Genomic DNA, 11,385 nt, shown 5'->3' on the forward strand with positions numbered 1-11,385 from the left:
GGGCGGCGATCACGGCGATGATGACGAAGAGCAGGGTCGAGGCGGCAGAGCCGAAGCCGATGTTCTGGAAATCGATGCTCTGCTGCCGGGCGAAGACCGACATGCTCATGGTGTTGATGCTGTTCGAGGTCAGCACGTAGATCAGGTCGAAGACGCGCAGCGAATCCAGCGCCCGGAACAGGATCGCCACCATCAGCGCCGGCCAGATCAGCGGCAGGGTGATCCGGGTGAACACCCGCCACGGCCGGATGCCGTCGACCTTCGCCGCCTCATAGACCTCGCCCGGCAGCATCTGCAGCGCGGCCAGGATCAGCAGCGTCATGAACGGCGTGGTCTTCCAGACGTCGACCGCGATCACCGCGCCCAGCGACAGGCTGGGGTCGGCGGTCCAGGCGATGCGGTGCGAGATCACGCCGATGGACAGCAGCAGTTCGTTGATCACGCCATACTGGTCGTTCAGCATCCAGCCCCACATCTTGGCCGAGACGATGGTGGGGATGGCCCAGGGGATCAGCACCGCGGCCCGTAGCAGCCCGCGGCCGGGGATATGGGTGTTCAGCGTCATGGCGATGATCAGGCCGAGGATGGTTTCGATCACCACCGAGACCACGGTGAACAGCACCGTGTTCCAGGCCGACCGCCACCACACCGGGTCGACCAGCAGCCCCTGCCAGCTGAAGATACCGCTGGTGTCGACGTCGTAATCGACCGGCTTGTTCTGGTCGATGTCCCAGAACCGGCCATCGTCGGGCTTCCACACCAAATTGGTGCCCTTCGGGTCATAGAAGACGTAATAGCCGCCCAGCTTGTCGTCGTAATCGGCGCGGTTGGGGCCGTAGAACAGGTAGTTGTCGAAGCCGACCAGGCGGACCGGCTTGTCCGCGTTCAGGGTCGCGTCGGTGAAGCTGAGCGCGATGGTGCGCACCAGCGGCCAGCCGGCGACGAGCATCAGCACCAGCAGCATCGGCAGCAGGAACATCCAGGCGGCGCGGACACGCTGCCGGCTGAGCCTGGAGGCCACCGGCTTCACGGTTTTGGCGGCCGGGGCGGTGGTCGAGGTGACGACGGTCATGGGATCCTCCCCCGAGATCGACGGTGGTCCGGGACGGGCCGGCGGCAGCCGCTACAGGCCTGGCCGCCGGCCCGCGCTGCTCACCAGCGGCCGCCGCGGCTCAGCCGGTTCAGGTCCTTCTGCAGCTGCGCCAGGTTGGTGGCGCCGTCGCCCTGCTTGGACAGCGTGTTGTGCACGGCGTTCCAGAACAGGGTCGAGACCTCGTTGTAGCGCTCGCCGGTCACCGCCGAGGGCCGGGCCACCGCGCCTTCGAAGGCCGTCTTCAGCAGGGCGAAGAAGGGCTGGGCCTTCAGCACGTCGGGGTCGTCGTACAGGGCCGGGATGGTCGACTGGAAGGCACCGACGATGGCACGGCGCTTCTGTTCGTCCTTGCCGGTCAGGAAGGCGACCAGGTCGGCGGCCTCCTTCGGATGGGCGGAGTATTTCGACACCGCCAGCTGCCAGCCGCCCAGCGTCGCCGCGCTGCGAGTGCCCTCGCCGTCGCCCTTCGGCAGGGCGGCGGTGCCGACCTTGCCCTTGACCGGGCTGTCGCCGGAATTGACCAGCCCATAGGCATAGGGCCAGTTGCGCATGAAGGCGGCGTTGCCGGACTGGAACACGCCGCGGGCGTCTTCCTCCATGTAGTTCAGCACGCCGTCCGGCGTGATGGTGCCGACCCAGGACGCGGCAAGGTCCAGCGCCTTGGCCGCCTGCGGGTTGTTGACCGTGATCTTGCCGTCGGCGCCGACGATGGTGCCGCCGCCGGAGCTGACGATCCATTCCAGCGCGTTGCAGGTCAGGCCCTCATAGGACCGGCCCTGGAACACGAAGCCGAAGAAGCGGTCGTTGCCGTCCTTGCGCTCGCCGTCCTGGATGGTCTTGGCCGTTTCGGTCAGCTCCGCCCAGGTCCCGGGAACCTTGAGCTTGTACTTGTCCAGCAGGTCCTGGCGGTAATACAGCAGCCCGGCATCGGTGAACCAGGGCAGGGCCAGCAGGTGTCCGTCGCGGGTCAGCCCCTGGATGATGCCGGGGAAATGCTGGTCGATGGTGGCCTGGTCGACATACTGCTTCAGGTCGACGAAGTGGCTGCCCAGGATGCCGGGCCAGACCACGTCGATCTGGAACACGTCGATGTCGCCCGACTTGGCGCTCAGGATCTGCTGGTAGAGGGCAAGCTGGTCGGAGGTGGATTGCGGGGCGGCGACAACCTTGACCGTGTTGCCGGTCTTCGCCTCCCATTCCTTGGCGCCTTGTTGGCACTGCGCCTGTTCGGCGCCGACGGAGCCGCAGGCGATCGCGACGGTGACACCTTCCGCCTGTGCAGCGGTGCCGGCCAGGGCCCCCGTCAAAGTCAGGGCAAGGGCGAGAGGCAAGAGCGCGCTCTTCGACATGTCTCCTCCTTCTGTTTTTGTGCAGCGGGGGAGACCGGCGCGCCCCCCGCGTGCTCGTCTTGGCCGAAAGGGTGACTCGCCAGGGCCGGTCCTGGCGAGTCGAAATCAAATATTTCTCGAACGGCCGGCTCAGGCCGCGTCCTGCTCCGACATCATCGCCTCCGCCGCCACGGCGCCGAAGAAGGCGCCATAGGGCGGCAGCGCGACCCGGCCGCCATCCATCCGGCCGCCCAGCCCGGGCGCGTCGGTCGGCGCGATCTGCACCGTCGGCGCGGTCCAGATCCGGCTTTCGCCGGTCAGGTTGAAGACGCAGAGGATACGCTCGCCATCCAGCACCCGTTCGAAGGCCAGCACGCCGTCGGCGGTGTCGCGGAACTTCAGCGCTCCGGCCGCGAAGGCCGGGTGGCTGCGGCGCCAGCGCAGGAACTGTCGGGTGAAGGCCAGGGTCGATTCGGGGTCATGCGCCTGGGCGCCGACGGCCAGGCGGCGATGCGCCTCCGGGATCGGCAGCCAGGGCTCGGCGGTGGAGAAGCCGGCCTGGGGTGCCTCCGCCTCCCACGGGATCGGGGTGCGGCAGCCGTCGCGGCCCTTGTAGTCCGGCCAGAAGGTGATGCCGTAGGGGTCCTGCAGCTTGTCATAGGGCACGTCGGCCTCGGGCAGCCCCAGCTCCTCCCCCTGGAACAGGAAGGCGGTGCCGCGCAGCGAGGTCAGCAGCGCCACCAGCAGCCGCGCCAGCCGCGGGTCGGCATCGGCCCCGCCCCAACGCGTCGGCACCCGCTTGACGTCGTGGTTGGAGAAGGCCCAGGACGGCCAGCCATCCGATGTCGCCTGCTCGAATCCGATCAGCGCCTTGGCGATGTGCGCCGCGCTGAAAGTGTCGTTCAGCAGGCTGAAATTGTAGGCGGTGTGCAGCAGGTCGGCCTGGACGTATTCCGCCGTTCGCCCGATCGGGTCGTCATCGCCGATCTCGGCCACCGCCATCCGGTCGGGATAGCGGTTCATCAGCGCGCGCAGCCGGCGCAGGAACAGCAGGTTCTCCGGCTGCGATTTGTCGTAGCGGTGGAACTGCATGAAATACGGGTTGTCCGGCCGCTCGTCGCCGGTCGGCGCCGTGTCCGCCGGCTTGGCCGGGTTGTCGCGCAGCAGTCGGTCGTGCATGTAGAAATTGGCGGTGTCCAGGCGGAAGCCGTCGGTGCCGCGCTCCAGCCAGAACGCCAGCGCCGCCAGCACCGCGTCCTGCACCTCGGGGTTGTGCAGGTTCAAATCGGGTTGCTGGGTCAGGAAATTGTGCATGTAGTACTGGCGCCGGCGGGTGTCCCACTGCCAGGCCGAGCCGCCGAAGATCGACAGCCAGTTGTTCGGCGGGCTGCCATCCGGCTTCGGGTTGGCCCAGACGAACCAGTCGGCCTTGGCGTTGTCGCGGCTCGCCCGGCTCTCGGTGAACCAGGGATGGGTGTCGGAGGTGTGGCTGATCACCCTGTCGATGATCACCTTCAGCCCCAGCGCATGCGCCTTTTCGATCAGCCGGTCGTAATCCGCCAGCGTGCCGAACAGCGGGTCGACGTCGCAGTAATCCGAGACGTCGTAGCCGAAATCCTTCATCGGCGACTTGAAGAAGGGTGAGATCCAGATGCCGTCGACGCCGAGATCGGCGATGTAGTCCAGCTTGGCGGTGATGCCGGCCAGATCGCCGACGCCGTCGCCATTCGTGTCCAGGAAGCTGCGCGGGTAGATCTGGTACATCACCGCGCCGCGCCACCATTCGCGCATTCGTCCCCTCCGGTCCCCTGCATTCCGGCCGCGATCCCGCCAGCCGCCCCGGTCCCCTGAACAGGGCTTCTGAATGCATTCAGTTTTTACACTATCGAGGGTTTCTTGATCGATCAAGAGGGGTCCCCTAGGGTGTATGCATGAGTGACGGAACCGAGAAGCGGCGCGGCACGCTGCTGGACATCGCGGCGGCGGTCGGCGTCTCGCGCACCACCGTGTCGAACGCCTTCAACCGCCCCGACCAGCTGTCGGCCGACCTGCGCGACCGGATCATGGCGGCGGCGCGGGCGATGGGGGTGCACGGCCCCAACCCGGCGGCGCGGATGCTGCGGACGGGCAAGGCGGAGGCGATCGGCCTCTTGTTCCACGAGACGCTGCCCTTCGCCTTCGACGACCCCGCGGCGGTGGGCATGCTGCGCGGCGTGGCGGCGGCCTGCGAGAAGGCGCGGTCAGGCCTCTTGATCCTGCCGGCGGTGAAAAGCCCGGCCAGCCGCAGCGCCATCCATCGCGCCGCGGTCGACGGCTTTCTGGTCTACGGCTTTCTCAATGGGGCCGAGGCCTGGGCGCCACTGCTGCGGCGCGGCCTGCCGGTGGTCGCGATCGACAACCAGGCGCCGGAGGGGGTGGCCTTCGTCGGTATCGACGACCGTGGCGCCGCCCGGCGCGTGGCCGAACATGTGCTGGGGCTGGGCCATCGCCGGCTCGGCATCATCTCGCTCGAATCCTCGGTCGACGGCTATGTCGGGCCGCTCGACGCCGCGCGGCGGGCCACGACGACCTTCCGCACCAGTGGCGACCGGATGGACGGCTATGCCGAGGCGATCGCCGCCGCCGGCCTCGACGCCGACTCGGTGCCGACGGAGGAGCGCCCGGCCAGCAGCGAGGCGCATGGCCGCGACGCCGCCCTGGTGCTGCTGCGCCGGGCCGACCGGCCGACCGCGATCCTGGCGATGAGCGACCGGCTGGCGATCGGCGCGATCGAAGCGGCGCGCTCGCTCGGCCTGCGGGTGCCGGAGGATGTGTCGATCGCCGGCTTCGACGACATCCCGCGCGCCGCCCTGGTTCGCCCGGCGCTGACCACGATCCGCCAGCCGCTGTTCGACAAGGGCGCCACCGCCGCCGCCCTGCTGCTGAAGGCGGTGGCCGATGGCACCGCGATCCCGGCCGACCGCCGCCTGCTGCCGACTGAGTTGGTCGTCCGCGGCTCGACCCGGCCGCCGATGGGGTAGCACCCGGCCGCCCCTTCTGGCCCGGTCACGAACCGTGATACGAAACGGACAGGCGGCCGGCAGGGCCGCAGCTTCACGGGACGGAACAGATGCCCTCGCTCGACCAGCTGCCGCGGACCCGCCTGCAGCACGCGCCGACGCCGCTCGAACACCTGCCGCGCCTGACCGCGGCGCTGGGTGGGCCGCAGCTCTGGGTCAAGCGCGACGACTGCACCGGCCTGGCGCTGGGCGGCAACAAGGTGCGGAAGCTGGAGTTCCTGCTGGGCGAGGCGCTGGTCCAGGGCGCCGACACCATCATCACCGCCGGCGGGCCGCAATCCAACCACGCGCGCCAGACCGCGGCGGCCGCCGCCCGGCTCGGCCTCGACTGCGTGCTGATCCTGACCGATGCGGTGGCCGGGCGCGACCCGACCTACCACACCAACGGCAACCTGCTGCTGGACGAGCTGTTCGGCGCCCGCATCGAGCTGCACCCCGGTACCGCCGACCCGGATGCCGAGATGGCACGGGCGGCCGAGGAATGCCGGGCCGATGGCGGCACGCCCTATGTCATCCCGATCGGCGGGTCGAACGCGCTCGGCCTGATGGGCTATGTCGATGCCGCGCGGGAGCTGCTGGACCAAGCAAAGGCTCAGAAGATCGGCATCACCCATGTCGCGCTGGCCAGCGGCAGCGGCGGCACCCATGCCGGGCTGGCGCTCGGCCTCGCCCTCGGCGGCAGCACGGCCCCGGCGATCGGTTACTGCATCAGCCGGACCGCGGCGGAACAGCGGCCGCGGGTCGCCGGGCTGCTGCAGGCCGGCGCCGACCTGCTCGGCGTCGCGTCGCCCCTGTCGGCGGCGGATCTGGTGCTGGAGGACGGCGTGATCGGCGAAGGCTACGGCCAGCCGACCGAGGGGATGGCCGAGGCTGTGCGCCTCGCTGCCACACAGGAAGCCCTGCTGCTCGACCCGGTTTATTCCGGCAAGGCGATGGCCGGGGTGATCGCCGGCATCCGCGCCGGCCGCTTCAGCGCCGACGACACGGTGGTGTTCCTGCACACCGGCGGGTCGCCCGCCCTGTTCGCCTATCCCGACGCCTTCCCGATTCACTGGGGCGAATGAGCGGCCGGCGTCAGCCGTCGGCTTTGAGGACCGGCGGATTTCATCCGCCGGCCTTGAGAAAGTCGATGAAGGCGCGCAGCGGGGCCGGCATGTGGGTCCGACTGGGGTAGTACAGGAAGGGACCGGAAAAGCTCTGCCACCACTCCTCCATCACCGGTACCAGGTCGCCGCGGTCGAGGGCCGGCCGCAGCGTCTCCTCGAAGGTGCAGATCAGGCCGAGCCCGGCGATGGCGGCTTCAATCTCCATCTCCAGTGACGACGCCACCAGTGGGCCGTCCGCGCTGATGCGGACCAGCTCGCCGTCGCGCTCGAACTCCCAGGACGCGATCCGGCCGCTGGCGAAGCGGTGGCGGATGCAGGCGTGCTCCAGCAGGTCCTTCGGATGCTTCGGCCGACCGCGGGCGGCCAGGTAGGACGGCGCCGCGGCCAGGACGAAGCGCTGGGTCCGCGGGCCGAGCGGCACGGCGATCATGTCGCGCTCGATCCGCTCCTCATAGCGGATGCCGGCGTCGAAGCCGGCGGCCAGCACGTCGATGAAGCTGTCATTCGCCGCCACCTCCAGCGTGATGCCGGGATGTGCCAGCAGAAAACGGCAGGCGATCGGCGGCAGGATGTGGCGGGCGACGATCGACGGCACATCCAGCCGCAGCGTGCCGGCCGGGCTGTCGCGGAGGCTGTTGACCGCGTCCAGCGCCCCGGCGATGTCGCCCAGCGCCGGTTCCAGCCGCTCAATCAGCCGCTCGCCGGCCTCGGTCGGGGTGACGCTGCGGGTGGTGCGGTTCAGCAGACGCACGCCCAGCCGCGCCTCCAGCCGCCGCAAGGCCTCGCTCAGCGACGAGGCCGAGACGCCGCGCAGCGTGGCGGCGCCACGGAAGCTGCGGGCGCGGGCGACGGCCACGAAGGCGTCGAGATCAGACAGATTTGGATCGGGCATTGTTCGATTTTCCGTACGACCCGTGCGCCACTGGACGGATTATCGCACGGATGATTGCACCCCATACTTTGCACCAGTCAACTGGAACGCCGCCCATCGCGGTACAAAGGAACTGGACCATGGATTATCATCAACTCGGCGCCACCGGCCCGCGCGTCTCTGCCCTCGGCCTCGGCACCATGGGCATGTCCCACGGCATTTACGGCGAGGTTGACCGGGTCGAGAGCATCGCCACCCTGGATGCCGCGCTCGAGGCCGGCATCACCCTGATCGACACCGGCGATTTCTATGGCATGGGCCACAACGAGATGCTGATCGGCGAGGCGCTGCGGGCGAGCTCCAAGCGCGACGCCGCGATCCTCAGCGTCAAGTTCGGCGGCATGCGCGACCCTGCCGGCGGTTGGGGTGGGTTTGACGGACGCCCGGGTGCGGTGAAGAACTTCCTGGCCTATTCGCTGCAGCGGCTCGGCGTCGACCACATCGACATCTACCGTCCGGCCCGCCTCGACCCGAACGTGCCGATCGAGGATACGGTCGGCGCCGTCGCCGACATGGTGAAGGCGGGATACGTGCGCCACATCGGCCTGTCCGAGGTCGGGTCGGAGACGCTGCGCCGGGCCGCCGCGGTGCATCCGATCGTCGATTTGCAGATCGAATACTCGCTGATCTCGCGCGGCATCGAGGACGATATCCTCGCCACTTGCCGCGACCTCGGCATCGGCATCACCGCCTATGGCGTGCTGTCGCGCGGCCTGATCAGCGGCCACTGGCAGAAGGGCGCTTCGGACGCCAAGGACTTCCGCAGCCACAGCCCGCGCTTCCAGGAGGGCAATGTCGACCGGAACCTGGCGCTGGTCGAGGAATTGCGGACGATCGCGGCGGCCAAGGGCGTCAGCGTCGCCCAGATCGCCATCGCCTGGGTGGCGGCACAGGGCCGGGACATCGTGCCGGTGGTCGGGTCCCGCCGCCGCAACCAGTTGACCGAGGCGCTCGGCGCGCTGGACGTCACCCTGACGCCGGACGATCTCACGCGGATCGAGCAGGTGGTGCCGAAGGGCGCCGCGGCCGGCGACCGCTACCCGTCGCACGGCATGGCCACCCTCGACAGCGAAAAGCGCCAGGGCGGCTGACCCCCGCAGGACCGTCCCGCCCCCCGAGAGGGGGGCGGGAACCGGGGTCATTTACCGAAGGGATTGGACTTGCGGTCCCACTCCAGCGGGTTCTCGTCTTGCTGGGCCGGCGCAGGCGCGGCGTTGTCCGCGCCATTGCTGTTGCTGTTGGCCGGGGTGCCGTCATCCTTCGGCTGATAGCGCGGCGCGAAATGCGGCACGATCAGCCGCGCCCAGGACCGCTGGATCTTGCTGGCCTCATCGGGGCAGCGGTCCGCCCGCGCCTTCGGCAGCATCCCCTGGTTGACGATGCCCTGGAACCCGTCGGGATCCAGGCCGTAGGTGATGCAGAGCAGGTTGAAATAGCGCTGCGCGTCGAGCGAGTGCTCATCGGCAAACACGGCCATATCAGGGGAGTCGGACGAGGCGGCGCCCACCTTGAACCACGTCGCCGCCAGCTGCAGCACGCGGGCGATATCGTTGGTGCTCTCATCCCCGCCGGTCACATTCATCAGCAGCAGCACGGTGGCGAGCTGGTCGACCGAATCCTCCTCGCGGCCCACGGCCGGAAGATCCAGCAGGTCGATCATGGCGTGGCCGGATTCGTGCAGCAGGATGAACCGCACATTGTCGCGCACGAATTCTGCGCTCAGCGCCTTGGCGTCGGGCGATCCCTTCGACAGGCCCTGCCCCATCTTCAGCAGGCTGTCGATCATCTCGTAGCAGAGCGAGACCGAGGAATCGTCCTTGTTGTAGAAGGCGTTCACCTGGCCGCATTCCCGCGTCACGTAGTGCAGGTAATGCGGCAGGACGAACAGCCCGTCCATGGCGTCGAGTTCCGGGATGCTGGCGAACAGATGGGTGTCGACGGCCCATTGATAGGCGTATTTGTAGTCGGCGTTGTCCGGCGGCAGATAGTGGTAGATGAACCGCAGGCCCCGGCCGTCGGAGGTGGTCAGCTGCCCCTTCTCCGGCGACAGCGCGTCCGACCGCACCTCGACCACCCCGTCCTTGTCGTTGCTCAGCACCGTCATGTCTGGGGTAGAGGTGCCATCCGCATTCTTCGTGACGGGGCTCGTGTCGCTCCCGCCATTGCCGCCGGCGCCGTTGCTGGCCGTCTGGCTGTTGTCCGACCCGTTGTCACCGGAAGACGCGTCGTTCCCACCGGAAGACGAATCGTCCCCGCCGGCCTGCTTGGCCAGCGCGGCGAGGGTGGGATAGTTCGGCTCGCCCTGGTTCGGATTGCCGCCGAACGGGAAGAAGCTGTTCGAGATCAGGATCGAGATGTTCTCGAAGATCTGGCCGTCCTTGTCGTCCTGCCAGCTCAGGTCATATCCCCGGGTCTCGTCATCCTGCTGTTCGAAGCGGGAATAGAACTTGGTCTGCCCGTTGATGCCGGACAGGATAAACAGGTTCCCCTTGCGGTACTGATAGGTGATCTTGCTGCCGTCTTCATGCGACAGGGCCTGGAACAGCTTGTCGATATCGCCAGCGGCGGCGTTCGTGAAGCGCAGGGTGGTCAGCTTGACGCGGGCATCCGCCGAGGTCAGCGTTTCGCCGCCGCTGTCATTGTCCTGCCGCTTGGTCAGGAACCCCGAGGGGTAGGACAGGGTGATGCCGGACTTCGGCTTGGCCAGCGGCTGCCAGCCGATCTTTTCCTGCAGGTTCAGCGCCTGCCCGCCCAGCTCCAGCGCATCGGCGGGGCCGATCTCGCCGGTGGCATCGCGATGCCGGTCCGTCTGGTATTTCGCGATCGCATCGCGGGTGCGGCTGCCGAATTGGCCATCGGCAAAGCCGTTGTAGTAGCCGAGCAGGATCAGCCCTTCCTGCACCAGCTGCTTCTCCCAGACATTCAACGAGCCTTCGATCGACGATGCGCCGGCCGCCTGGGCCAGGGCGCTTTCATCCATGAAGGCCAGGGACAGGGCCGCAAAAAGGACAACGGCGAAAACCGTCGCCATCATCCGCTTCATGGCGTGCCCCGGCGTGGATGTGTTGCGTTCCATCTTCAGCCATCGCTCCTGGATTCTTTTTTTATCGATAGGACCGGCGTGTTCAGCCACTCGCTGCCCGTTCGGGCTTCCATCCGCTTCGCTGATTATCGGCCCATTTCAATGTCATAACTGTGCCCATGGCTTGGCAGGCGAGTGGCGGCCGTCAGCTCCCGGGCATCTCCGCTCGTTAGCACCGGGGTCCGGGCAAGGCAAATGACAACCGATGCGTTGATCGGCCCGTCCAGCCGGAAACCCAGCCCTGCGGCGATCGGCTCTGGCCCCGGCTATATCGGTCCGTCCATGATATCCGGATGGATATGACGGATGCACACCCCACCGACCCGATCGACGAAGCGATGATCGTCGCCCTGGTCCACGCCTTCTACGGCCGCGTGCGCGCCGATGCCGTGCTCGGCCCGGTCTTCGCCGGGGTGGTCGGCGCCGATTGGGGGCCGCACCTCGCCAAGATGTGCGATTTCTGGTCGTCGGTGATGCTGCGCACCGCGCGCTATGACGGCCGGCCGATGCAGGCCCATGCCGGCGTCCCGGCGCTGCAGCCGGAGCACTTCGCGATCTGGCTCGATCTGTTCCGGGCCACGGCGCGCGAGGTCTGCCCGCCGGGCGCGGCTGCCCGGTTCATCCATCGGGCGGAAAAGATCGCCGAAAGCCTGCGGCTCGGCATCATGTTCCAACGCGGCATCCTGCCGGACGCCCCGGCACGTCGTGCCGGCTGAGGGAGGCGCCGGCTGAGCGGGATCAGCGCTTGCTGGCGCTCGATGCCAGCAGGAACCCGGCGCCGATCGC

General features: G+C 68.3%; 9 protein-coding genes. 4 read left to right on the forward strand and 5 right to left on the reverse strand.

Annotation, left to right across the window (positions count from 1 at the left end; genetic code table 11):
• The 3 genes from AC3XYG_RS29935 to AC3XYG_RS29945 all read right to left on the reverse strand — a co-directional run.
• Window positions 1–1,072: carbohydrate ABC transporter permease (locus tag AC3XYG_RS29935; RefSeq protein ID WP_489143529.1), on the reverse strand; the 1,072-nt coding region annotated here is incomplete at its 3' end.
• Window positions 1,073–1,152: 80 nt separating this feature from the next.
• Complete coding sequence (locus AC3XYG_RS29940; protein ID WP_489143530.1) at window positions 1,153–2,442, reverse strand: ABC transporter substrate-binding protein; 1,290 nt, start codon at window positions 2,440–2,442, stop codon at window positions 1,153–1,155.
• A gap of 129 nt (window positions 2,443–2,571) precedes the next feature.
• Window positions 2,572–4,212, reverse strand: coding sequence for an alpha-glucosidase family protein (locus AC3XYG_RS29945; protein WP_489143531.1), 1,641 nt, complete (start codon window positions 4,210–4,212; stop codon window positions 2,572–2,574).
• 140 nt (window positions 4,213–4,352) lie between these two features.
• Here AC3XYG_RS29945 and AC3XYG_RS29950 point away from each other — a divergent pair, with 140 nt between their 5' ends.
• Window positions 4,353–5,441: a LacI family DNA-binding transcriptional regulator gene (locus AC3XYG_RS29950; protein WP_489143532.1), complete on the forward strand. Its 1,089-nt coding sequence runs from the start codon at window positions 4,353–4,355 to the stop codon at window positions 5,439–5,441.
• Window positions 5,442–5,530: 89 nt separating this feature from the next.
• Window positions 5,531–6,544 carry a D-cysteine desulfhydrase family protein gene (locus tag AC3XYG_RS29955; RefSeq protein ID WP_489143533.1) on the forward strand — a complete coding sequence of 338 codons (1,014 nt, stop codon included), beginning with the start codon at window positions 5,531–5,533 and terminating at the stop codon, window positions 6,542–6,544.
• A 40-nt stretch (window positions 6,545–6,584) separates the two neighbouring features.
• Here AC3XYG_RS29955 and AC3XYG_RS29960 read toward each other — a convergent pair whose 3' ends face one another.
• Entirely contained in the window at window positions 6,585–7,478 is an 894-nt protein-coding gene (locus AC3XYG_RS29960; RefSeq protein ID WP_489143534.1) for a LysR family transcriptional regulator, read from the reverse strand.
• Window positions 7,479–7,597: 119 nt separating this feature from the next.
• Between AC3XYG_RS29960 and AC3XYG_RS29965 the strand changes: the two genes are divergently transcribed.
• Window positions 7,598–8,608: an aldo/keto reductase gene (locus tag AC3XYG_RS29965; protein WP_489143535.1), complete on the forward strand. Its 1,011-nt coding sequence runs from the start codon at window positions 7,598–7,600 to the stop codon at window positions 8,606–8,608.
• A gap of 47 nt (window positions 8,609–8,655) precedes the next feature.
• Here AC3XYG_RS29965 and AC3XYG_RS29970 read toward each other — a convergent pair whose 3' ends face one another.
• The gene (locus AC3XYG_RS29970; RefSeq protein WP_489143536.1) at window positions 8,656–10,593 is read right to left on the reverse strand and encodes a DUF4344 domain-containing metallopeptidase; all 1,938 of its coding nucleotides are present in this window, start codon (window positions 10,591–10,593) and stop codon (window positions 8,656–8,658) included.
• Between the two features lie 299 nt (window positions 10,594–10,892).
• Between AC3XYG_RS29970 and AC3XYG_RS29975 the strand changes: the two genes are divergently transcribed.
• Window positions 10,893–11,315, forward strand: coding sequence for a group III truncated hemoglobin (locus AC3XYG_RS29975; protein ID WP_489143537.1), 423 nt, complete (start codon window positions 10,893–10,895; stop codon window positions 11,313–11,315).
• Window positions 11,316–11,385: the final 70 nt, after the last annotated feature.

The organism is Inquilinus sp. (genome assembly GCF_057815775.1).

Coding starts and splice junctions, on each gene's coding strand:
- AC3XYG_RS29975 (WP_489143537.1), top strand. CDS start 10,893: ATGGATATGACGGATGCACACCCCACCGACCCGATCGACGAAGCGATG.
- AC3XYG_RS29940 (WP_489143530.1), bottom strand. CDS start 2,442: ATGTCGAAGAGCGCGCTCTTGCCTCTCGCCCTTGCCCTGACTTTGACG.
- AC3XYG_RS29945 (WP_489143531.1), bottom strand. CDS start 4,212: ATGCGCGAATGGTGGCGCGGCGCGGTGATGTACCAGATCTACCCGCGC.
- AC3XYG_RS29950 (WP_489143532.1), top strand. CDS start 4,353: ATGAGTGACGGAACCGAGAAGCGGCGCGGCACGCTGCTGGACATCGCG.
- AC3XYG_RS29965 (WP_489143535.1), top strand. CDS start 7,598: ATGGATTATCATCAACTCGGCGCCACCGGCCCGCGCGTCTCTGCCCTC.
- AC3XYG_RS29960 (WP_489143534.1), bottom strand. CDS start 7,478: ATGCCCGATCCAAATCTGTCTGATCTCGACGCCTTCGTGGCCGTCGCC.
- AC3XYG_RS29955 (WP_489143533.1), top strand. CDS start 5,531: ATGCCCTCGCTCGACCAGCTGCCGCGGACCCGCCTGCAGCACGCGCCG.
- AC3XYG_RS29970 (WP_489143536.1), bottom strand. CDS start 10,593: ATGGAACGCAACACATCCACGCCGGGGCACGCCATGAAGCGGATGATG.